Annotated in this window: 22 protein-coding genes; 1 reads left to right on the forward strand and 21 read right to left on the reverse strand. The window is 26.2% G+C overall.

The window, feature by feature from the left end:
• Positions 1 to 81 precede the first annotated feature (81 nt).
• Positions 82 to 1206, forward strand: coding sequence for a hypothetical protein (locus SGLAD_RS05005; protein WP_134298286.1), 1125 nt, complete (start codon positions 82 to 84; stop codon positions 1204 to 1206).
• Positions 1207 to 1268: 62 nt separating this feature from the next.
• Here SGLAD_RS05005 and SGLAD_RS05010 read toward each other — a convergent pair whose 3' ends face one another.
• The 21 genes from SGLAD_RS05010 to SGLAD_RS05110 form a co-directional block, all read right to left on the reverse strand.
• Entirely contained in the window at positions 1269 to 1463 is a 195-nt protein-coding gene (locus tag SGLAD_RS05010) for a hypothetical protein (protein WP_134298288.1), read from the reverse strand.
• Positions 1464 to 1608: 145 nt separating this feature from the next.
• Positions 1609 to 2124: a hypothetical protein gene (locus SGLAD_RS05015; RefSeq protein ID WP_134298290.1), complete on the reverse strand. Its 516-nt coding sequence runs from the start codon at positions 2122 to 2124 to the stop codon at positions 1609 to 1611.
• Between the two features lie 52 nt (positions 2125 to 2176).
• Positions 2177 to 4348: a class 1b ribonucleoside-diphosphate reductase subunit alpha gene (gene nrdE, locus SGLAD_RS05020; protein WP_134298292.1), complete on the reverse strand. Its 2172-nt coding sequence runs from the start codon at positions 4346 to 4348 to the stop codon at positions 2177 to 2179.
• 8 nt (positions 4349 to 4356) lie between these two features.
• Positions 4357 to 4812: a class Ib ribonucleoside-diphosphate reductase assembly flavoprotein NrdI gene (gene nrdI / locus SGLAD_RS05025; RefSeq protein WP_134298294.1), complete on the reverse strand. Its 456-nt coding sequence runs from the start codon at positions 4810 to 4812 to the stop codon at positions 4357 to 4359.
• Positions 4812 to 5837, reverse strand: a complete 1026-nt coding sequence (nrdF, locus tag SGLAD_RS05030; protein ID WP_134298296.1) for a class 1b ribonucleoside-diphosphate reductase subunit beta — start codon at positions 5835 to 5837, stop codon at positions 4812 to 4814. Before nrdF ends, nrdI begins: the two co-directional genes overlap by 1 nt.
• A gap of 320 nt (positions 5838 to 6157) precedes the next feature.
• Positions 6158 to 6847 (reverse strand): hypothetical protein, encoded by a 690-nt coding sequence (locus SGLAD_RS05035; RefSeq protein ID WP_134298298.1) that lies wholly within the window; start codon positions 6845 to 6847, stop codon positions 6158 to 6160.
• A gap of 35 nt (positions 6848 to 6882) precedes the next feature.
• Positions 6883 to 9636, reverse strand: coding sequence for an energy-coupling factor transporter transmembrane component T family protein (locus SGLAD_RS05040; protein ID WP_134298300.1), 2754 nt, complete (start codon positions 9634 to 9636; stop codon positions 6883 to 6885).
• Between the two features lie 12 nt (positions 9637 to 9648).
• Positions 9649 to 11730, reverse strand: a complete 2082-nt coding sequence (locus SGLAD_RS05045) for a hypothetical protein (RefSeq protein WP_134298302.1) — start codon at positions 11728 to 11730, stop codon at positions 9649 to 9651.
• Between the two features lie 99 nt (positions 11731 to 11829).
• The gene (locus SGLAD_RS05050; RefSeq protein WP_166739182.1) at positions 11830 to 12339 is read right to left on the reverse strand and encodes an L-threonylcarbamoyladenylate synthase; all 510 of its coding nucleotides are present in this window, start codon (positions 12337 to 12339) and stop codon (positions 11830 to 11832) included.
• Positions 12340 to 12404: 65 nt separating this feature from the next.
• On the reverse strand, positions 12405 to 13736 hold the full coding sequence (locus SGLAD_RS05055; RefSeq protein WP_134298306.1) for a hypothetical protein: 1332 nt from the start codon (positions 13734 to 13736) through the stop codon (positions 12405 to 12407).
• The gene (gene prmC, locus SGLAD_RS05060; RefSeq protein ID WP_243831629.1) at positions 13720 to 14559 is read right to left on the reverse strand and encodes a peptide chain release factor N(5)-glutamine methyltransferase; all 840 of its coding nucleotides are present in this window, start codon (positions 14557 to 14559) and stop codon (positions 13720 to 13722) included. The genes SGLAD_RS05055 and prmC overlap by 17 nt, the downstream gene beginning before the upstream one ends.
• Positions 14549 to 15640 carry a peptide chain release factor 1 gene (gene prfA, locus SGLAD_RS05065; protein ID WP_134298309.1) on the reverse strand — a complete coding sequence of 364 codons (1092 nt, stop codon included), beginning with the start codon at positions 15638 to 15640 and terminating at the stop codon, positions 14549 to 14551. The genes prmC and prfA overlap by 11 nt, the downstream gene beginning before the upstream one ends.
• A gap of 14 nt (positions 15641 to 15654) precedes the next feature.
• Complete coding sequence (locus SGLAD_RS05070; protein WP_134298311.1) at positions 15655 to 16248, reverse strand: thymidine kinase; 594 nt, start codon at positions 16246 to 16248, stop codon at positions 15655 to 15657.
• A 16-nt stretch (positions 16249 to 16264) separates the two neighbouring features.
• On the reverse strand, positions 16265 to 17221 hold the full coding sequence (locus tag SGLAD_RS05075; RefSeq protein WP_134298313.1) for a DHH family phosphoesterase: 957 nt from the start codon (positions 17219 to 17221) through the stop codon (positions 16265 to 16267).
• Positions 17222 to 17230: 9 nt separating this feature from the next.
• Complete coding sequence (locus SGLAD_RS05080) at positions 17231 to 19090, reverse strand: hypothetical protein (RefSeq protein ID WP_134298314.1); 1860 nt, start codon at positions 19088 to 19090, stop codon at positions 17231 to 17233.
• A 153-nt stretch (positions 19091 to 19243) separates the two neighbouring features.
• Complete coding sequence (gene rpmE, locus SGLAD_RS05085) at positions 19244 to 19525, reverse strand: 50S ribosomal protein L31 (RefSeq protein WP_134298316.1); 282 nt, start codon at positions 19523 to 19525, stop codon at positions 19244 to 19246.
• A 112-nt stretch (positions 19526 to 19637) separates the two neighbouring features.
• Positions 19638 to 21536, reverse strand: a complete 1899-nt coding sequence (locus SGLAD_RS05090; RefSeq protein WP_134298318.1) for a heavy metal translocating P-type ATPase — start codon at positions 21534 to 21536, stop codon at positions 19638 to 19640.
• Entirely contained in the window at positions 21529 to 21747 is a 219-nt protein-coding gene (locus SGLAD_RS05095) for a heavy-metal-associated domain-containing protein (RefSeq protein WP_134298320.1), read from the reverse strand. The genes SGLAD_RS05090 and SGLAD_RS05095 overlap by 8 nt, the downstream gene beginning before the upstream one ends.
• 73 nt (positions 21748 to 21820) lie before the next feature.
• Positions 21821 to 21994, reverse strand: a complete 174-nt coding sequence (locus SGLAD_RS05100; RefSeq protein WP_134298322.1) for a helix-turn-helix domain-containing protein — start codon at positions 21992 to 21994, stop codon at positions 21821 to 21823.
• Between the two features lie 19 nt (positions 21995 to 22013).
• Entirely contained in the window at positions 22014 to 22907 is an 894-nt protein-coding gene (fba, locus tag SGLAD_RS05105; RefSeq protein ID WP_134298324.1) for a class II fructose-1,6-bisphosphate aldolase, read from the reverse strand.
• Positions 22908 to 22977: 70 nt separating this feature from the next.
• Positions 22978 to 24573, reverse strand: a complete 1596-nt coding sequence (locus SGLAD_RS05110; protein WP_134298326.1) for a CTP synthase — start codon at positions 24571 to 24573, stop codon at positions 22978 to 22980.
• Positions 24574 to 24585 lie beyond the last annotated feature (12 nt).

A 24585-nucleotide genomic window follows, 5' to 3' on the forward strand; every position in this document is an offset into this window, starting at 1 on the left:
TTCTATACTCTTTTCTATACATTTAATAAATGCTTTGATTTTGTTATTATAATAACATATAAGAAAAAAGGAGGCAATGTTATGGTTTGAGGTGAATCAAATTCAAGAGAATTTCTAGATTGAGCTGATTATTGTCGAGATAACGCATTAAAATCAAGAAATATAACAAAAACAGGAGGAATAAATTTTACAAATGATAAAAATCATATTCAATTTCAAGCGGCTAAAGTTCAACTACTAGATATAATTCAAAAAGCAAGAACCATTAGTGTTCAACAACTTTATAATGATATGCCTACAAATTTACTTTCTAATCCAACTATTAAGCATGTCATTTTGCAACTTTATTTTGAAGATAATTTAACAATTCAAGGACAAACAAAAAACAATAGTGATAGAGAAACTAATTTTGTTTTAACATTTGTAAAAAAACAAATAAAGCCAAAAGAAGTAAAACCAGTTTATCAAGGAGAAAAAAAACAGTCAAATATTGAAGATTTAATTGATAACTCTTGAAGCGCTACAGGTAGAAAACTTGGTTTTGATAAAAAAGAAAAACCAAGTCGAGAAAATTTAAATATAAGTCTAAAAAGAACTCCTAAACCAACAATTAATACACCAGGAGAAAAGCCAGTTATTGATGTTAGACAAAAAGTTGAAGTTCCAAAAAAAGTTGATCCTATTGTTGTGACTATGCCTAAAGAAGAAGCGCCAAAGGTTGAGCAAAATATAACTTATATTCAAATTCCAAAACCAAAACCTGAAATAATTGAACCAAAAAAAGTTATTCCTGCTGTAAAAATTAATCCTGAATATAGACCGCAAGTCAAAGAAGAAGTTTATATTGAAGATAAAGTATTTTATGGATTGAGCGCATATGAATTATATTATTTAGGAGCATTTTTAAGTGATGCTTTTAGACTAGAATCAACAAAAAAAGAATTAATCAAATCAACAAAAGAACTAGTATATACAAAAGCAGATATTAACTATTTAACTAATAAAGAAGATATCGGTTTGGGTTACAAAATTGTAGCTGGTGTTTTATGCTTAATTGTGGTTGGGGCATTTATGTTTGCTGCAGCTAATAAAAACAAAATTAAAAAATCAGCAACCAAAGATTATAATAAAGAGTTAAAACAATCTGGTTATGATAAATTAAAAACCGATTTAAAGATAAAGTATCCAAATATATTAATGTTTTAAAACACTTTTATAAGTGCTTTTTTACAAAAAAAACAAACTGTTTAAACAGTTTGTTTTTGATTCTATATATTAGAGTTTTTATAGTTTGATTTAACTATTTTTCTTTCCCCTTTTATAATTTTTAATTCACTTATTAAGTTTTTAAGTTGCAATTTTGCCCCTTTAATTTTTTCTTTTTGTTTAGAAATTTCTTTTTCTTTATCTGAATATTTAGTATCAACTGATGCTAACTTTTCTTTTAATTCGTCTTTTGTCATATTTTCTCCTTGCTATAATATGTGTAAAGTTTAACAATTTTTTAAAACATTATCAAGAGCAAATCTTGATAAATAATTAACTCTAAAAGTATCAATCATTATACTATTAATTATAACTTGTAAAATTAATAAAATTTTTTTAAGTTTAATTCTTTGTATTCTGATTGTTATTAATAAAAATTAATTGCTCTACATCATCTTTGTTTAAAACTTTTATTACAAATTTATGAGTAAAAATAACTATTGGTACAATTATATTACTCATTATCAAAATGTAAGTTATAGATAAATAACAGAGCGCTTTATGTAGTTTTGGGTTTTTGTAAATTAAAATATTTATTACTAATACAATTTGAGTTATTGTTATGTATAGACTATAAATGAATATAATTACGCATAAATAAATTGAAAACTTTTCATATTCGCCTTCTTTTAATATTGTTAATAAATAAGGAGCGTTGAATATCATAAGTAAGATGCATATGTTTATAAAAGTGAAATCAAAAATATTTGTTTCTGGTGGCAAAGAAAAATCCATAGTAGCTAGCAAAATAATTCCAAATATTAATAAAAAAATATTATTAACCAGTAAAATTATTAAAAATATTGCAAGATTTTTTGAGTATCCATCTCTAATTTTTGGCTCTTTTTTTATAATCATAAGTTCACCTTTATTATTCTAATTATATAAAAAAATCTCTTAAAGAGATTTTTTATACAACACAAGCATCACACTCGTAGTTTTCGCTGTCTTCTAAAACTTCTTGTCTTACTCTTACATAATAGATTGAAGCACAACCTTGTTTAAACGCTTTAATATAAGCTTTGTTTAAGTCACGTGTTGTTGCTGTATCTGTCATAAATAAAGTAAGTGATATTGCTTGATCTACGTGTTGTTGAGCTGCTGCACATATATCGATAATTGGGTTTGGACCAACTTCATATGCACCTAATGCATAATATGCCATATTTTCAAAATTAATATTATATGCAGGAACATATATTCTTCCTAATTTACCTTCTTTTCTTGTTTCGACAGGTGCCACAACTGGTTGTAAACTTGGTGTACATGAAGATAAATAACTAATTGATCCAGTTGGAGCAACAGCCATTAGGTGAGAGTTTGCTATTCCATTAACTTTAATATCTTCTACTAAGTCAATTCAATCTTGTCTTGTTGGTATTGTTACATTATATTTTTTAAATAATTCTTTTACTGTTACTGATTCTGGAGTTCATTTTTCTTCTTCACAATTTGTATATTTTTCAAAATAACTTCCATCAGCAAAAGCAGATGTTTTAAATGATTTAAAAGGACCATACTCTTTTGCTAAACGATTTGATGCTTTAAATGCATGAAAAGCCATTGTATAGAAAAAGATATTAGTAAAATCAACTGCTTCTTTTGAATTGTAATAAATGTGGTTTGTTGCTAAAAATCCGTGTAAATTCATCGCCCCAAGACCAACCGCATGGTTGTTTTCATTACCTTTTTTAATTGAAGGTGCACTTGATAAATTACTTGCTCTTGAAACATAATCTAATGCACATATTGATCTAAAAATTACATCAGAAAATTCTTGTCCACTTTCCATAGTTTTTGCAATATTTAAACTACCTAAGTTACAACAAATATCTTCTCCTAATTTACTAAATCCTAAGTCTTCAGTAAATTCACTTGGTGTGCTAACTTGAACAATTTCACTACATAGATTACTCATAACAATTCTTCCTTGATTTGCATGAGCATTTCTGTTGTTAACAGTATCGTCAAATAAAATGTAAGGATAACCACTTTCAAAATGTAATTCTGCAATAGTTTGAAATAGTTTTCTAGCGTTTATAAAAGTTTTTTTAATTTCTGGATTTTCTAACATATTGTAATATTCTTGTGTTATTGAAATATCAGACATTGGTTTTTTATAAACTTTTTCAACATCATAAGGACTAAATAAAGCCATTTCTTCATTTTTCTTAGCTAACTCAAAAGTAATATCTGGAATAACAACTCCTAAAGATAGTGATTTAATTCTAATTTTTTCATCAGCATTTTCTCTTTTTGTATCTAAGAAACTCATAATATCTGGGTGATGAGCATGTAAATAAACTGCTCCTGCACCTTGTCTTTGGCCTAATTGATTAGCATATGAAAATGAGTCTTCTAATATTTTCATAACAGGTATAACCCCTGTTGCTTGGTTTGCTATTTTTTTAATTGGTGCTCCATACTCTCTTAGGTTAGTTAAACATAAAGCAACTCCACCACCTCTTTTTGAAAGTTGTAATGAAGTAGTTACTGCTCTACCAATTGATTCCATATTGTCTTCTACTCTTAACAAATAACATGATACATATTCTCCACGTTGTTGTTTTCCTGCATTTAAAAATGTTGGAGTAGCTGGTTGAAATCTTCCTAACATAATTTGTTTCATTATTGCTTGAGCATTATCAAAGTTTCCATTCCCTAAGAAAAGAGCGTTCATAATAACTCGATCTTCATAGTTTTCTAGGTATTGTTTACCATCAAAAGTTTTTAGCCCATAAGCATTATAAAATTTTAATGCCCCCATAAAACTTGGAAACTCTCTTTTAAAACCATATGCTTCTTTAGTAAGTTGATCAATTTGTTCAATTGTATATTTTTCAATCACTTCTTTTTCATAATAATTATTTTCTACAAGATACTTAATTCTTTCCTTTGTTGAATTAAATTTCATTGTGTTTGGTTCAATATGGTTTTTTAAATATGATTTAGCAGCATCAATATCTAATTTAAAATTATCTTCTCCCTTTACAGAAAATAATTTTGCTCTAGCATTAAGTGTTATATACTCATCAGATTCTTTTGTTCCTGATAAAGTTAATACTTTGTCTTTTGTTTCCATAAGTTCTCCTATTCTTTTCAAAAATTTATTAGTATATTTTTGATTTCAATTAAATCGTGTTCTGTACCTAACAATTCAAACTGATACAATAACGGAACTTGTAATTTTTTTGAAATTATTGGTCCTGCAATTGCATAAGTATCACCAAAGTTTGTGTTTCCTGAAGCAATAACTCCCCTACAAAAACTTCTATTAGTTTTATCATTTAAAAACTTTATTACTTGTTTAGGAACGGCACCTGCTGTAATATTTCCTCCGCCCGCGTATGTTGGTGTAATTAATACATAGTCTTGATTTACTTCAAGTTTTTCATCTTCGTAATAAGGGATTCTTAAATTAGGAAGATTTAGCTTTTGCATAAATCTGTGTGTGTTATTTGAAATAGAAGAGAAATACACTATCATTATTTCTCCTTTTGGCTTTACAACATTATCACTTGTAACTCTAATTACATCATCGTGCATTATTCAAATTCTCAATCTTCGTCAAGTGTTTCTTCTGTAACACCCATAACATATGATGAACCGTTTCCTGAGAAAAAGTCATGATTTTCATCTGCTCTAGCTGATAATTGTGTAAATATTTCTGGTTCAATTCTTGTTTCTTCTTCAGTAAAAGGTGATTCATAACCTAAATTTTGTAAGAATTTACCTGCATTATAAACGCTAAATCTAATAGCATCTTCTGCAAGTCCAAATCCATCATATAGTTCATACAAATAGGCTTTTTCTAAATCAATTAATTTGTATAGTAATTCAAAAACAAAATCTTTCATTTCAGCTTTTTTCTCTTCGCTAAAATTTTCAATTTTTCTTTGGAATTTATACCCGCTGTAGTAGTTGTGAATAACTTTATCTCTAAGGATTAGTCTAATAATGTCAGAAGTATTTGGTAATTTACTTCTAGAAGATAGATAAAATGGTAAATAAAACCCTCCGTACAATAAAAACCCTGGCATTAAAGCAGCTGCAACTTTTGATTTTAATGGGTCGTTCCCAGTATAGTAAGGTATTAATTCCTTTGCTCTTTCTTGCAAAGACTTACAATTTATTACTCATTCATGCGCTTCTTCGATTTGATCACTAGAACACAAAGTTGAAAATATAGTTCCATAACTTCTAGCGTGGACCGCTACCATAAAGGCAAAATTTGAATAAATTACTTGTTCATGGTCAGTTAAAGAATAATCAATTTGAGCAACATCTCCGATTGTTGCTTGAATGGTATCCAATAATGTCAAACCTGTAAAAGTTCTTGTTATTAATTGTTGTCATTCTGGAGTTAATTCTGATCAAGATTTAAGGTCATTTGAAACAGGGATTTTTTCTGGTAATCAGAAATTTTGAGTAATTCTGTTTCATACTTCTAAATCTTTTTCGTCATTGATTACATTTCAATTAACTGATCGCATTTTTCCTTTAAAACCGTTTAAAGCATATTCTAAAGGTGAAACAGAGTCAGCATAATAACTATTTTTTTGTTTTGCCATTGTAGCGTTTCCTTTCTTAACTAAAATTGTGATATTAAATCTATAGCATTTTTAATCACTTTTATAACAACTAATAACAGCTTAGTCTATAAAGATATTAAAAAAGCACATATATAAAATGTCCTTTTTTAATTCTGACAAACCGAATTGGAAGAAGATGGGTGTAAATTGAGTATTTAAATTGTTATTATAATATATCTTGAATTATTTTTTTAATTACTATCGATACTAAGTATTTGAATTACCCCTAAATTCATGCTGTTTAGTTGCAAGAATATATTACTATGAAAAATATAAAAAAGATAATCAAATTAGTAAAATTAAAAAATTTTTGCTAAAATTAGATTTTCCAGAGATTTTTTAGGTTTTTCATACTCTTGAAATACCTGATTTTCTCTAACATTTAAAATAAACAAGTTTCTCATTTTAATTTCTCTAGATGTTTCGATTAAAATTTTATTTAAGTATAAATTTGCATTATTTTTTTCTAAATAATTAGTTTTGCTTGTTTTTAACTCTACTTGGATATAATCACTATTTGTTTTCATTAAAATATCTACTTTTCCAATAAAGGGTTTATTAAAGTCTCTATTTAAAAAGACTCGATTTGCAAAAATTTCTTTTACATCAAATTTATATATCATATTATTAAGTTCAGTAATAAATCTTTTTGTGATATTAATATGATTTTTATTAGTGCACTTGGTTTCTTCAAGTTTTAATGTTTTGTTTTGTTTATTGTAAATACTTTTATAAACTCTTTTTTTAACACATTCTTGCATGCTTATTGCATTATTTATTATTTCTTGATTAAGTTTTTCTACATAGGGAAAAGTTTCTAGTAAAATATCATACGTATTAAGCATGTTAATTTCTCCATTTCTTAAGTTTTTTAATAATTTTTGTAAATAGATGTTTTTTGGCTCTATTTCTTTAATAACCAAGAATTTTTGTTTTACATAATCTCATTTCACATATTTACTTATTTCGTTTAGTGCTATTGTTTTCATAGATATATAATATAAAAAAATAATGGATTAAACCATTATTTTTGATTATATGTATGTCTTTTTGTTAAAGTATCGATAATTGATCTTGGATTAGTTTGTTTCATATTACCAACAGCATTACTAATTTTATCAAGTTGTTTAGTTATTTGATCAAATTGAGTTTTTAATGCATTTATTCCATCATTATTATTTAAAGAATTAATAACTGATTCTAGTTTTTCCATTCTTTTTTCTAAATCCATAACCATAGAATTATCAACTATTGTTGATCTTATGTTTGTTGATTTTTCAATGCTTTCGTGTATTAATGAAACTTCTTCATAATCGTCATTATAATTATTTTTAAAGTTTTTAATTGGGCTTAATTGTTCATTGCCACTAAAAACCTCTAACGCGTTTACTTTTTCATCTATCTCGTTTAAGTTTCAATTATTTATATCTTCATAATTTTTACTTATATTTGAATCGTTTTCAAATTCACTTAAACTTTCTTTATATCCATCATTGTTTTCAAAAACGCGTTTTGGAGCTGTGAAACTTTCAAAAGTATCGTCATTTTTATGGTTAAGTACATTTTGATTTTCTAGATCCAGCTTGTCTAATTCATTGATAGTATTATCATTGTTTTTTAATTCTGTTATGCTATTGATTTCATTTTCTTCATAAATTGAAGCTGATATTTTGTCATCATTAGTTTCTTTTAGTTGATTAATATCAAATACATTTTCTTCACTATCTAAATCTATAAATTTTGGTGGAGCAGATATTGTTCCTAAAGTTGTTCCGTTTTGTTCTGCTATTTTTGCTAAATTTTCAGCTTGTTTTTGTTTTTTAGCAGCAACCTCGGGTAATTTGTTTTCAACTACAAAGTTTTTATCATTTAAAACTTCTTCAAGTGGAGTATCAATAACATTTTCAACACTATCAAGTTGTGTTAAAGAATTATTAATCGCGTTTTCTTGATAATCTGAAAGACTTTCTTCGTAAGTTGAGATTGCTTGTCTATCCTCACCAAATTTGGTTTGTTGATCAGTATCAAATATACTTTTTTCACTATCTAAATCTATAAATTTTGGTGGAGCAGATATTGTTCCTAAAGTTGTTCCGTTTTGTTCTGCTATTTTTGCTAAATTTTCAGCTTGTTTTTGTTTTTTAGCAGCAACCTCGGGTAATTTGTTTTCAACTACAAAGTTTTTATCATTTAAAACTTCTTCAATTGAAGTGCTGTCAATTTGATTATCAGAAAGAATTAAATCATTTAACTCATAATTTACAGAATGACCAATATACTTTTCTAATCCTTCTTTATAATCTTTATTTAAGTTAGCTTCAATTTTAGTTTGAGGCAGCTCAAATTTTTGCTCTTCTAATTTTGAAGATTGTTCATAAGTTTCTACTGCTTCTAGTAAAATTGGTGGAGCAGATATTGTTCCTGTTCCTGTTGACTTTTCTTGTTCTTTTTTTTGTTTTTTAGCAGCTACTTCTTGTAACATATCTTTTTCAATAAAGTTTTTATCAGTATAAACTAATTCTTTATCGGCATCAGCTTTTTGTTCACTTATTTTTAAATCGTTAAAATCAATGTTTATTGCATAAGCCATGTATTCTTTAATTTGATTCTCATATTGTTTTGTTATTAAGTTTGGTAATTGTTCATTTGTGAGTTTTTCGCTTAGTTCTTGGGGAACACCTGGTTTATTATTACCGCTATATCTTTCATGAAGATTTTCAATATTTTCATCAAAAGCAGATGATAGGTCTCCATCAAAAGCAGATGTAGCTTCATCAATTGGGCTTGACTTAAAGTTTGTTTTCAATGTTTCTTCATTTTCTTCGATATCGTTAAATTCTTCTTCTAGAATTACTTCAACTCCATCAATGTCATTTCATGAAAAATAACTAAGTTTATATTCTTCTGGTAGATTTAGTTTTGCAGCTACCTCATTAACATCGTTAATTTTTTTGTTTAAATATTTTTCTAAATCACTTTTTTGTTTTGGTTCTAAATATTCTGATCTTCTTAATAGCTCAGATTTTTCAAAATTAATTTTATCTTTATTTGCTTTTCAAAAATTATATTTTTTAATTAATTTTGTTGATTTATTAATATGTTCTATCTCACTTGAGCTAGGGTTTGGCAACGCAGAATTATCAGTTATTTTTACTTTCTCATTTTGGACCTGGTGCACCTTTTTTAACTGGTTTTGCACGACCAAATCTACGTTGCCAATTGACTTTCCCTCTTTGCTTACCTCTCTTTCAAATTTTCTTTCTTCTTTGTAAATTGAAATCAGGTTTCTTTCCTCAGCATAGTTATTTAATGCTTCAGAATCGAATAAAACAGCTTCTAATAATATTCAAGCTAATATTAATGTTGCTGAGAAAATTAATATTATAACTTGTCCATATAGTACTCCTAAAATTGGAAGTAAAACAATTAAAGCTTTAACATAAGGTTTTGAAATTTTTTGACGTTTTTTAGCTCTTACAAGCTCCACTATTGAAATGGTGTATAGCAATAATGCTACTGCAATCATTACAGCCGCTATAACTATTACAACTGTGTTTGAAATACTTCCACTTAGAACATTGTTTAAAGTTATTGAAGATTTTCCTGATGTAAAGAATGGCAAACCATAAGGTTGGTTTGAAAAAAAGTTAAAAAGTTTTACCATGAAATCACTTGATGATCATAGCTTTATTAGTAGTGATAGCACTCCAAAACTTAATAAGAATGTTGCGCCAACCATAACTGATGACCATGCAAGTATTATTAGTAATAAAAACATATTTGGTTCCTCCTATTTATTTAATTTGCTTCAATCACCAGTTACTTTTAAAAAGTTTTCGTCTTTTTTATGCCCTGGTGCATAATTTTTATCGTTTACATCGATACTTGGTCTTGATGCAAAAGTTGATGCCATGTTTTGAAGTCTATTTTGAACTTCATCATAACTCCTTGGATCATTAACTGCAGGGTTTGCAATTAATCCCGGTCTATTAATATTTAAGTCATTTCTATAACTTTGTTTAAAGTTGTGATCTTCATTATTGTTTTCAGCTAGAATTGCAGGGTTAAACCCAACTCTTCCACCTTGTCTTTCCAATCTTTCAATCTCTTCTAATTTTTCTCTTTCTTTTATTTCTTGTTCTTTTCTTTTTAAGTTTAAATCAACTCTAATTCGAATACTTTTATCAATTCCTGAATCGTGTTCTTCAGTAGGCTCTTCAATTTGCAAGTTTGTTGGAAAACCAAAGTTGAATTTATCATTATAACTATTGTAAAAAGAATTTGAAAAATTCTGTAACCCCCCAGGTGGGGAGCTTACTTGAGAACTTTGACTCAAGAATTCTTGATTAATTTTAGGATTCATTGACCCTAAAGGCGAAGCTATTGTGTTGTTTATATTTTGTTGATTTATTTCTAAATTTGAGTTTGCTTCTGCTCAATTAGAATTTGGTATGATTTGTTCTAGACCGCTTGGGTCTTTATTGAGATTGTTTTTTTCTTGAAAAAAATCTTTTTGCTCTGTTGGAAATAACAATAAATCGTCATTTTTTTCTTTTTCTACATTTTGATTTTCATAAATTTCTTCTAAATCATTACCTTCAATAAGTTCTTTTTGCTTTGTACTTTGATAAACTCTATAATCTATCAAGCTATTAAGTTTATGAATTTTATTATTTTCTTGCAATTCTATTAAAAAGTCTTTATTTAAACTAAATATAAATTTCAATGAGCTAACTTTTCTAAATAATTTATGTAAAAAGGTTAAAGTTTCAAAAATTTGTTCTTGTGATATTTTTTCAAAACTATTTAAAGCAATAAAAAAGGATTTATCTATAAGGCTATAACTTTTTAAAACCTGATTAAATTCTTCTTTAATTGAACCTAATGGGTCAAATATATCCATCTCTTCAATAATTTCATCAACTTCAGAGTCGGTTTTTGCATATTCAGTAGCAACTAAGAATAATGATGTTTTTTCTCATAATATTCTTTTATCTTCAAGATCTATATTTGGTAAACCACAAATTATTTGTTTAAGTAAGAACAAGAACGGAGAACTATATAGATATATCTCTTCCATATCAATCTCAAAAACTTTATCTAAATCAATTTCGTTTACAATTTCACTTAATAAAAAATCTTTATTTTTTTTGCTTGAAATTACACTATAGAATTGTTTTTTTAATTTGTTATCATTAATGTTTATTAGTAGTTCATTCACTAATAAAGATTTATGTTTAATTTGTATTATTTCATCAACTTCTTTAAGCTCTTTTTTATTTTTTTCGCTTCTATTAATATCATCTAATATTGTTTTAGAAGTTTTTATATCTGTTGATTTTTTAGTTTCTTCTGTATTTTCAAAGTTTTTTGCTATATCTTTAAAACTGAATTCATTCCCTAAGTTTGGTTGTTCCATGAAGTTTGGTTGTTGATTAAATTTTGGTTGTTCCATGAAGTTTGGTTGTTGATTAAAACTACAATCTTGACTCAAAGTAGATTCAAATTGTTTAGAGTTATAATTATCTAAATTTTGATAAGTTTGAGTAAATTCGGTATTTAAACCCTCAAAGGAGTTTTTACCAAAAGGAGAAACCATGTTCGAAGTGTTATTATTACTATAAGATTTATTAGTATTGATTGGCTCGACCGAAACATCTTGACTTATCCCCATACCAAAAGGGGGGTTGTTTTGGTTGTTTTGTTCGCCAATTAAATTTTTTATAAAAGATGGGACTACACCTTTTTCTTGTGTTAACCCCATTTGAGCTCCTAATCTGGCATACTTTTCACGTTCTTTTTCAGCTTCTAATTTTGCTTTTTCTTCATCTTCTCTTTTTTTTCTCATTCTTTCAAATGGATTTACGTACATAGGTATACCTCCTTTTTAACAAGTTAATTATAACACAAAAAATACAATTTTTTTCTATAAATTGTTGCAATGGTATATTAAGTTTGGTATTATATATGACTATCTTTTTATGGAATTTCCCAATAAATCAATGATTTTTGAGGGTTTTTCCGCACTTTTTTCAGTGAAAAAACAATATTTAATCCCTAAAAAAGCTTCTAAATCTTTTTTATTATTAATAAATTTTTCTCCTGTTATATTTACACTTGTAGAAAAAATGGGTCCTGTCTTTTTAATAATTTTTTTTAGATCTTTTCTTTTGACAAGTCTTATTGCATAAGTTAAATTAGATGTGTTTTTTTTATATATAACGGTTGTTGGTTCTTTGCATTTTAATATTTTTTTTACATCTTTATTTAAATCTATAAATTCTTTTGCTTGCTTAAAATTTGCAACAAGAATTATTAAAGGTTTTTCTTCATTGCACTTTTTAATTTTATTTATATTATTTTGGTTTTTTTTGTTAATAATAGCACTTAATCCATAAATTGTATCTGTTGGTAAAATTATTATTTCGTTATTATTTAGCATATCAACTGCTAAATTAATTTGTTTTTTGTTTAATAACATTAAGCACCTCATGTATTTTATTGATTATATCATAAGACTATTTTTGATGAAGTTAAAAAAATCCTTTAGATAGGATTTTTTGATATATTAACTATGTTGTTGTTTTCTTTTTTGACAATATCAATCATTTTAGATGCCAATACAGTATGTATTACTAAAGTTGCAAAAACTGAGATGATTATTTGAGAAACATATTGATTACCATAAAGTCATGGATATGTTAATTTTTCATTAATAAACAATGAATTTAAAAATGGAAGTTTATCAATATGATCTTTTATATAATCAACTAAATTATTTTGATTTCAAAAATCAACTAATTTATTAACTTGATAAATTGAATAAGAGTTTATTGCAATTACAACCATTATTTCGATAAACATACTTACAAATTGAGTTATAAAAAATAATTTTGAAGTTTCAATTCTTTTTACATAGATTATTGTGAAAATACATATTGTAGCTAGCAAAAAAGAAGAAACAACAATCGGTAAGTGAGCTATTACAAAATAAGAAAGATTTAAATTGTTTGCAATATTATAAAAATCAGGAGCTTCATTTTTTAATAATCCAGGTGCTATAAAGGTTCACTCTAAAATAGAATATAAAGACGAACTAGTTGAAGAAAGCTTTATTACATAAGCAAATTGAGTTATAAAAATAATAAGTGAACTTACTATTAGCAGAATGCTAATGTTTTTTTTCGAGTTTAAACTTAACTTATTAATTAATAAACCTATCTTACTTTCTCCTAAATGCTTTTTAATAACTACAGATTCTTCTTCGTCTTGTGATACGGTCTGAGTTGAAAAATTATTATTGAACATTGAAAAATATATAATTATCATAATTGTTTGAAATAAACACACTCATCAAGAGAAAATATCCCCACTTCATTGGTAATTAAGATTTTTATCGTAGCTACTTTTGTAAAAGTTAATTATTCTGTTCAAAATTTCATTATTACTTTTATTCATTTGAGAAATATATGAATATATATTATAAAAAAAAGAGTACTTGTAAGCAGATATTGTGAATAAAATACTAGAAGCTATTAATAAAAATATTATAGAAATAATATAGAGATTAAGTGCAAAATGTTTTTGAGCTTTTTTTGTATAAACAAGATTTGAGCAAATAATTTGAACAAAAGAAATAATCAGTAAAGCTAAACCTGTTCACATACAAATTTCAATTGATATTGGACTTGGTGTGCTTTTTGAACCAAAATAATCTTTTAAAAAATTAAAATTTTCTATATAGATTTTTAAATTTGGATTTGCATAGAAAATTCCAATAAACGTAACAGAAGGTAAAAATATCATCAAAAATACTCCGCAAGCTATAAAGGATTTTGTTATTAAAGTTTTTTTGTCTTTTTTAATTTGTTTGTCCATATAACTCCTTACTTTTTATAATGAAATACCTTCAATGATGTGAATAATCTTGTTTAAATTCTATTTCATATTTTACTCCGTATTTTTTAAAAATTGTTTCTAATTGTTCTTTTTGATTAAAACCAAACTCGCACATTATAATTAATTTTGTATTTAATGAATATAATTTAATTAAATTTTCAAAAAGCGTTTCATAAAAATGCATTCCTTTATTAGGTGCAAATAAAGCTAAATGAGGTTCGTGTTTTAAAGTTTTTATATCAATATTAATATCCCCTTCTTCAATATATGGTGGGTTTATAACTATAAAATCTGGTTTAAAAGGATTTTTAAAAACAGGATCTAAAAAATTAGCGCAATATATATTTGCTTTTAAATTAAATTTTTTTAGATTTTTTTTAACAACTTTTATACATTTTTTTGATATATCACATAAATTTAAATTTATAGTTGGCTCTTTAATTTTCAAACTTATCCCGATACATCCAGATCCACAACAAATATCATATATAACTTTATTTTTTAAACTATATTCTAATAATTCTTCAACTAATAACTCTGTTTCATTTCTTGGGATTAAAACATTCTTATTTATATAAAACTCATTTTCAAAAAAATATTTTGTTTTTAATAAATAAGCTAATGGTTTTCCTTTTTTATATTGTTTTAAAATAAAAAAGAAATCTTTAACATTTTTTGAACTAAGATTCGTATCAAAATCTATATCAACAGCTGTTGTTTTGAATAAACTTCTAACAATTTCGAAAAAGTCATTTTTTTTGATTTCTTTTTTTACACAATTATATAATTCTTTAATTTGCATTTTCAATCTGGTCTGCTATTAATTGTTTTTGAGCATCATTAATTAGTTCGGTAATTATCTCATCAATGTTACCTTCCATAAACTGATCTAATTTGTTTAATGATAAATTAATTCTATGATCAGTAACTCTGTTTTGAGCATAATTGTAAGTTCTAATTTTTTCACTTCTAGCCCCAGTACCTACGGCGTTTTTTCTTAAACTTGCTGCTTCAGATTGTTGCTTTTCCAACATACTCTCATATATTCTAGCCCTTAACATTGTCATAGCTTTATCTTTATTATCGTGTTGACTTCTTCCATCTTGAGAAGAAGACACTATTCCTGTTGGTATATGAGTTATACGAACTGCTGAATCGGTTGTGTTAATATGTTGTCCTCCAGCACCACTAGCTCTATAAGTATCAATTCTTAAATCGGCGTTTTTAATTTCAACCTCAACATCACTAACTTCTGGTAAGACAGCAACTGTTGAAGTAGATGTTTGTATTCTTCCTTTTGATTCAGTTTTTGGAACCCTTTGAACTCTGTGACTTCCCGATTCAAACTTCATTTTAGAATATACCCCTTCGCCTTTAACCATAAAAGATATTTGACTAAAACCCCCTGCAGAAGATTCGTATTGATCTAAAACTTCAATTTTTCAGTTGTTTTTTTCTGCATATTTAACATACATTCTAAACAAGTCACCAGCAAAAATATTTGCCTCATCTCCACCAGCAGCTCCTCTTATTTCAAAAATAACGTTTTTATCGTCATTTGGGTCTTTGGGTAAAAGTAAAACATCAAGTTCTTCTTCTAACTTTTCCATTTGAACTTGCGCTTCTTCAAGTTGCATTTTAGCAAGTTCTTTCATATCATTGTCTTTTTCATTAACTAATATTTCTTTAGCATCTTCAAAGTCTCTAAGCACATTTTTATATTCTTTATATTTGTTAGCTTTGTCTTCAAGATTAGATCTCTCTTTATTTAATTCTGTCATTAATTTAATATCTTTTATGATATCTTCTTTTAATAACTCTTGGTCAATTTTTTCTACACGGACTAAAATTGTCTCTAAAGCTTCAACTGTCTTTTTATTCATAATAATTCTCTTTTCTACTCTGGAACTATGTAGCAATGCCTACATCTTGCTTCGTATTTATCATTACCAGATATCGCTACTAAAGGTTCATCTTTTTTTGCAGGAACACCATTAACAATTCGTTGAGTTCGGTTTGCATTACCCCCACACGAATGACATATAGAAGAAAGCTTGTCTACATATTCTGCTTCATACAATAATCTATCAACATTTTGAAATGGGTTATTTCTAAAATCTTTATCTAAACCATTTGTTATAACTATTATACCTTTGTTTGCGACTTGATTTAAAATATCAACTATATTCAAATCTAAAAATTGTATTTCATCAACTCCAATTACATCAACATTTTTGTTCTTGTTTAGAATTTCTAAAATTTCTTTGCTATTTTTTATTGAGTATGCTGGTATTTTTATACCTGAGTGCGAAACAACATCTTCAATAGAATACCTAGTATCTATTTCAGGTTTAAAGACAATAACTGTTTGTTTTGCATACTGATATCTTTTCAATCTTCTTATAAACTCTTCAGTTTTCCCAGCGAACATACAACCTGTAATTAGTTCTATTCAACCACGTTTGCTTTTAGGATTAATCCTGTAACTCATATTTTTCTCCTTATTTTTATAGTTGGTTATCAATTAATTTCTTTAAGTCTTCAATAAAATTATTTATTTCTTCTTCATTTGCTAATTTAGCACCACTTGCAAGTTTATGACCTCCACCTTGATAAAGGTTTGCAACTTTACTTATATTATAATCTCTTGATCGAATTGAAAGTTTTATTTTTTTAGTTTTAAATGATTCATAAGCAATAAATCAAATGGCTATTTCTTTTATTCCTGACATTGTTGATAAAGCAGACTTAATCTCTTCTTCTGAAAGATTTGTGTTTTCATAGTCTTCTTTTTTTATTTTTATAAATGCAATAGGGTAATTTTTTACAAACTCAATTTTATTAAAAGCTCTATTTAATCAAGAAGCAAGTTTTAAATCTTTTAAATATAAACTATTATAAATTTGATTTGCTTCAACTCCACACTTATATAAAAAAATTGCAGCTTCAAAAGTTTCAATACTTGTTTTATCAAATAAAAATCTGTTTGAGTCTGTTATCAATCCAAAAAATAAATTGTGTGCAGCTTTTTTAGAAACTTTTCATTTATTTGTATAAGCTATTTTGCAAAGGATTTGTGTGCACGCAATTGCATTCTCATCAATGATTTCTTCATTGGCGTAATTGTCAATTTTAATATGATGATCTATTTTAAAAATTTCTTTCACTAGGTTTTTATTTTTGAAATCTATTCTTTCAAAATTAGCTGTATCTACAGTTATCATTAATGCTGATTCAATTATTTCCTTAGTTAAATTTTTTTCATCATCTATTAAAAGAGTTTCTGGATCAATTGAGTCTCCAACAACAAAAACTTTTTTATTTTTAAAATTATCTAAAATAATTTCTTTTAAAGCAAGCGCACTACCTTGAGCATCTCAGTCAGGACTTTCATGTTTTGCAATAATTATATTTTGATAAGCGCAAATTTTTTTTATTAACTTTTCATTGTTTTTTTCAAACATAAATGCTCCTTATATAAATTTCAATATAGAGTATTGAGATAAGTATACTTTTATTTTCTCTTTACTACTAAAAGTTTTTGTTGAATAAAAATACAGTTTTATTCCTTGTTTAGAAACAAATTCATATATATTTTTATCTTTAAATTGATCAGTTGGTTTTGCTTTGCCAACAAATTCTATATGTTCTCCAATAGACTCTTTTTTCTTTAAAAAAATATTTAATGGGTCAATTAATAATTGCCCTTTTTCATTAATGCTTTTGTCTGTTATCTTTAATTTCTGTGAAGCTATTTTTAAATATTTTCCATCATAAGAGTATGCTAATCTATTTTTGTTATGAAAAAAAGTGCTTCCATAAGTATTTCATTTTTGTTTTAATAATTTAGAGAAGTTTGATTCTTCTATTTTACTTTCTCCAACAATATACAATCTTTCTTTTAATTTATATATATTTTCTAAACTATTTTCTAAAAAAACAACACAAAATTTTTTGTTTATTTTTTTTAAGTTTTCAACAACTTTAACAAGTTGGTCACTATCATCGCTAGATAGTTTTTGAAAAACATTGTAGAAAATGATATTGTATTTTTTATAATAAATTGCTTCAAGCAACTGAAAATAAATATTATTAATAGAACTAAATTTAAAAAAGTTATTAAACAAACTGAAACTCATTTCAAGTTCTTCCACTGTTGAAGTAATTCATTCATTTGCTTGTGTAGTAATTTTTTTGATAGCCTGTTTTTGTAAAAGTTTTTGTTGATTAAATTCTTTTTTATCACCATCTACAATTTTGTTTTCTAAAACATATTGATGATACTTATGCATAATTTCTACAATTTTTCCTCTAATTGTGATTGATTCATCTAACAAAGCACTAAAAAACATTTTTTCTTGTTTTCTTTTAAATTCAAATCTTTGATCTAAAGCTAATTGTCTTCATTTAAATAAACTATCGATTGTCAAAAACTTTTTAAAACTTTTTTCTTCTAATTTAGATAATTCAAACTTAATTTGTTTTTCTAAACTTTTTAAAATAAATCTATTCTTTGTAAGTTTTCTTTTAATGTTGCTTATTTTAACATCAATTATTTTTAATTGCTTTCTAATAACATAGTTCTGTTGAATAAAAGAAAGTTCTTTTGCTTTTTTCTTAACACTTTTATCTTTATTGTTTTTTGCATTATATTCACAATTACATAAAGAGTTTAAATCAATAAAAGAATAAACTTTATCTCATAAACTTTGTAAAAAAGTTTGTAACAATTCTAAATTGGCATTATTTTCCATTAGATAATAGTAGTCTTTTAAAATAATTTTTACGTGATCAGGTATTTTATTATTTTCTTTTTCTAAATTTTTATCATTGAATTCAATAATATGTTCTAAGAATTCTTTTAATCACTGTTCTTCAATCTCAACAGAGTTTCTAATAAATTTTTTTACCATTTCTTCAACTTTATTTCTCATATTTAAATCAGTTTGATTATTTTTTGAAGTTGAATAAGATAAGTACGTATATTTACTATTAATCAAATTTATTTTTGCTTTTGAATAAAAATTATTATTAAATAATAAAGAAATATATAATCAAAGTTTCTCTGGTCATTTTCTTACTAATTTACTTCCTGGTTTTATTAATGCAACCTTTTTACTTGTTCAATTTTTATTAACTTTATCAAATGTGTCTACTTTAAAAACTCCACTTTTAACTAAATATTTACCTTGAAGTATATTTTTAAAGTTTTTAAGTAAAATTTTTTCATTAGAAATTACATTAATAACCTCACCTTGGTTGAGTTCAAAAGTAACATCTTGAGGAAGTACTTTTTTATTTAGAAATACTGCATTTTTTATTTTAAAACTCACTGTACCACCTCCGCTTTAAATATTGTATAACAAATCACTTGTAAATAAAAAACTCTAATATAATTTAAAAATTAATCAAATAAAAAACCTTTATACCAAATGTAAACTTAACATGAATACAATAGAGATTAAAGGTTATTTTATTTTATGATCTTATTTAGATTTAGCTGCTTTATTTGCTTCTTTTTGTTTGTTACTTGCTGCTGCTTTTTCGGCTGCTACAACTTCTTTTTTAGCAAATTTTTCTTTAAATTTTTCAACTCTTCCTTCAGCATTTGCAAAACTTTGTTTTCCAGTGTAGTAAGGATGACAATTTGAACATGTATCTACTCTAACTTCTTGTCCTTTTGTAGATCCTGAAATAAATTCATTTGAACATGTTGTACATACAAATTTAGTTTCAAAATATTTTGGATGTATTTCTGTTTTTGGCATATTTTCAACTCCTTTTCAAAAACTTATCTACTATAGTTCATACAAAAATAATAATACCACATTTTTAAATTAAAAATCTATTTAATAAACAAGTTATAAAATAATATAAAATTTATTTTTTAAATTTAAACAACATAGAGTTTAAAAGTACTAACAAAGTAGAACAAAACATTATTGCCATACCAAATAAAGGGGTTAATATTCCTGATAAGGCTAATGGAATAATAAGTATATTATAAAAAAACGCTCAAAATAAATTTGTTATAAGAATTATTTTAGTTAGTCTGGCAAACTTTATAGCCTCATAAATTAATTCAATATTAGGGTTTAGCAAACTAATATCTGCTTCTAAATTTACAAAAAAATGAGAAGAGATTATTGCAATCGATAAGTCTGCTTTTTGAATTGCTAAAACATCATTTATTCCATCCCCTACAAAAGCAACTCCTTTTTTTTGTTTTTGAAAATCAGAAATAATTTTGAGTTTACTATTTGGAGTTTGTTGAGCAAACACTTTCATATTGCCTAACTCATTAGCAACATCATTTGCAATTAATAAATTATCACCAGTTATCATAACTAATTCATATTTTTTATCATTTAAAATCTTAATAGATGATTTCGCATCTTTTCTTAATTTATCTTTAAAAATAATAACTGCAACTACTATATTATTTTTTAAAACAAAAGTTGTTGTTAAGTTGTCTTTTAATTTTGATAAATCTATTACTGATTTTATTTGAGAACTCCATTTAAAAGATGGAATGAATTCATATAAATCTTCTTTGTATCTATAAACTCTTGGTTTTTCTTCTACTAATTGAGAACTTTTATCAATTTTAAAATTAATTTTTCTCAAGTAATTTAAAAATCCATTTGCTAAAGGATGTTTTTGCTGAAGTTGAATTAAACCTATAACATTTAAATAATTTTTATCTCCTATAAACTTTTCAACTTCTATTTCTCCTTTTGTTAAAGTACCTGTTTTGTCAAAACAAATTACTTTAATTTTAGCCATTCTTTGAAAAGCATCAGGTTTATTAAAGATGACACCTTTTTTTGCCGCTTTAGAAGAACCTATTGCAATAGCTAAAGGAATAGCAATTCCGATTGCACAAGGACAAGCTGACACCAATACTGTTGTTAACACTTTAAAAGCAGCACTTAAATTACTTACATCAAAATAAAAGTAAGATAATAAAAAACCAAATAGAGAAATTATTATTACTAAAGGGGTAAATATTGTAACTAGTAAATCTACTGCTGATTTAAACTTTGATTTTTGAGATTGTACAGATGAAACTTGCATAACTATTTGTGATAGGTAAGAATTAAACTTTAAGGCTGTTGTTTTTAAAGTTATATCTTCACCTTTATTTACCATTCCAGCAAATACTAAAGCGTTTTTGTAAAAAGTTTTTACATTGTTTTCTCCATCAATTATTTGTGTGTTAAATAGCGCAAAGTTTGTAATTAGTTCGCCATCTAATGGTATTATTTGATCTTTTTTTACTTTTATAATTGACCCTATTTTTATAGAATCTGTACTTACTACACTTTCAACTTCTTTATCATTTATGTATATAGCTTCTTTTGGTTGTATTGACAAAATTGTTTTTAAGTCTTTTGCAACAACATTATTAAGTCTCTCTGTTATTAAATCTCCTGTTTTTAAAAAAAAATTTATAAAAATACTTGCTTCTATTAAATCCAACGTTTGATTCATAACTAATTGATAAATAGAATAAAATATTGAAGTTTGTGTAGATAAAAAAACTAAAAAATTCATCCCTGTTTTTTTTCATTTAAATAATTCAAAATAAGCTTTTTTAATATACTTAAACCCAAATAAATAAGTAGATATAATTGCAATTGTAAATAAAAAATAATTATTATGAGCTATTCTAAATAATATAAAGTTGTTTTTATTATGAAATAACATACTTATGATAATTCATATACCAATTATTCATAACAAAAATAACATAGTGATGTTAATTTTTTTAGTCATTTATGATTTTGCCTTTGTATCCACTTTTCTTCATTATATTTAAGATTTCTTCTTCGCTTGTTTTAGAAGTATCGTAGTTTATAAATACTTCCTTTAAAGGAATAATAACATTGTGACTTATTATATTGATATTTTTAAGTGCTTTTTCTATTGTAATTGCACAAGATGCACAATCTAAACTATCAACTAGTATTTTAATTTGTTTTTCCATAATTTCATCTCTTTCTTTAAGATAATTTTAAATTATATCTTGAAAGTTTTTAAAAATAAAAAAATAGGTATTCCTATTTTTCGTATTTTGTTTTTAGTGCGTCGCGTCCGCCTTGTTCATATTTTTTAATTCAATTTCTTAAAGACACAACACTAACATTTCTAGTTGGTGCAAAGTTAGACGCTGTAACCCCTGACTTTTTAAAATCTTCAATAATTTTAATTTTCTCATCAGCTGTTAAGTGCATTTTATTCATCCCTTGCTAATTATTTAGCTTTACCATCGCAACCAAACATTTGAGTTAATTCTACAAAAGTGTTTTTAATAGCTTTGAATCCTGGATTAAACAATTTACGTGGATCAAATCCTTTAGTTGAATCATCAAGGTCTTTTTTCTCTTCAATGTATTTTCTAGTAGCATCCCTGAAAGCTAATTGTAATTCTGTATTAACATTAATTTTTGAAATCCCAAGACTAATAGCCTTTTTAACTTGATCTTGAGGAATTCCTGATCCACCATGTAATACCATTGGCATATTACATGCTTTTTGTAACTCTTCTAATGTATCGAATGATAATCCTGTTCATCAATCTGGATATTTACCATGAATATTTCCAATACCGGCTGCCAACATTGAAATACCTGTTTTTGACATTTCTTCGGCTTGTTTTGGATCTCCTAACTCTCCTGATCCAACAACTCCGTCTTCTTCTCCACCAATTGAACCAATTTCAGCTTCAACTGAAACTTCGTGATCGTTAGCAAATTTCATTAAATCATTAACTTTTGCTAAGTTTTCTTCATATGGCAAGTGTGATCCATCAAACATAACTGATGAGTAACCTGCTTCAATACATTTTTTAGCCATTTCTACAGATTGACCGTGATCTAAATGTAAAGCAACTGGAACTGTAATGTCTAATTCTTCTAATAAACCATTAACCATTCCTACAATTGTTTTCAAACCACCCATATATTTAATTGCTCCTTCTGAAGTAGCAATAATAACTGGTGTTGATGTTTCTTGAGCAGCTTCTAAAATAGCTTTTGTTCATTCAAGATTGTTAATGTTAAAGTGACCAATTGCGTATTTACCTGCATGAGCATCTTTAACCATTTTGCTAGAATTAACTAGCTTTGCATGATATTTTTTAGACATAAAATAATCCTCCTACACATTATTATACAACTATAAATTTCTTAATTTAAAGATAATCTAAATTTAAATACTATTGATTTTTGCTTGTTGCTTCTACAAAGCCTTTAAATAACGGGTTTGGTTTGATAGGTCTTGAAGTAAATTCTGGATGATATTGACAAGCTATGAAAAACTTATGGCTTGGAATTTCAATGATTTCTACAAGATTTTGTTCTTCGAATACTCCTGAAATTACCATTCCATTTTTTTCAAAATCTTCAATATAATCGTTATTAAACTCATATCTATGGCGGTGTCTTTCGATCGCTATATCAGAATTATAAAGTTTTTTTGCTAATGATCCTTCTTTAAGTTTAGCTTCATATTTTCCTAACCTTAAAGTTCCTCCGATGTTTTTACGATCCTTACCTTCTAAAATATCAATAATCTTGTTGGTTGTTTCTGGATCTAACTCAGAAGAGTTTGCGTCACAAATTTTTAAAACATTTCTTGCAAACTCAATACAAGCAACCTGCATTCCTAAACATATTCCTAAATAAGGAACGTTATTAACTCTTGCATAATTAGCAGTTAATATTTTTCCTTCTACTCCTTCTTCTCCAAATCCACCAGGTACCAAAATACCTTTAGCTCCTTTTAATTCTTTTTCAATATTTTCTTTTGTTAAATATCTTGAATTCACTCATATGAATTCTATTTTTTTGTGTAATTCAAAACCTGCGATTTTTAAAGATTCCATAACCGATAAGTATGCATCGCTAAGCTCGACATACTTACCAACAATATGAATTTTAACTTTATCATTTGATAAATTAATATCATTGTTGAACTTCTCTCAACTTTCCATATTAAGTTCTTGGATTTTTAGATCTAAATGTTTGGCCACAATTTCATGCATTTTGGTTTCTTTTAAAATTAAAGGTATTTTGTAAATTGAATCACTGTCGGGACAAACAATTACATTAGTTACGGGTATATTACAAAATAATGAAATTTTTTCTTTTAATCTTTGTTGGATTGAACCTTCGGTTCTAGCAACAATAATATCTGGTTGAATTCCTAAACTTAACATCTCTTTAACAGAGTGTTGAATAGGTTTTGTTTTGTACTCTCCTGAAACTTTTAAAAAAGGTAACAATGCAACGTGTATAAACATCACGTTTGCTTTTCCTTTTTCCATTCTTACTTGTCTAATTGCTTCAACAAAAGGTTGTGATTCAATGTCTCCAACCGTTCCACCAATCTCACTAATTATAATGTCAGCTTTGCTTTTTTCTTCTGCTTGATAAATTTTTTGTTTAATTAAATCAGTGATATGGGGTATTACTTGCACAGTTTTTCCAAAAAATTGTCCTTTTCTTTCTTTATTTAAAGCTTCTGCATAAATTCTTCCAGCACTTCAAGAAGAGACTTTTGATAGATTTTCATCAATAAATCTTTCATAATGACCTAGGTCTAAATCTGTTTCTCCACCATCATCAGTAACAAAAACTTCACCATGCTCAATTGGGTTCATAGTACCTGGGTCAATATTTAAATAAGGGTCAAATTTTTGCATAAAAACTTTTAGTCCAGAATTTTTTAATAATACTCCTAATGAACTACCCGTAATCCCTTTCCCTAAACCAGATACCACACCACCAGTTATAAAAATATATTTTGCCATATTATTCTCCTT

Origin of the sequence: Spiroplasma gladiatoris (genome assembly GCF_004379335.1) — a bacterium.
GTDB lineage: Bacteria > Bacillota_I > Bacilli_A > Mycoplasmatales > Mycoplasmataceae > Spiroplasma_A > Spiroplasma_A gladiatoris.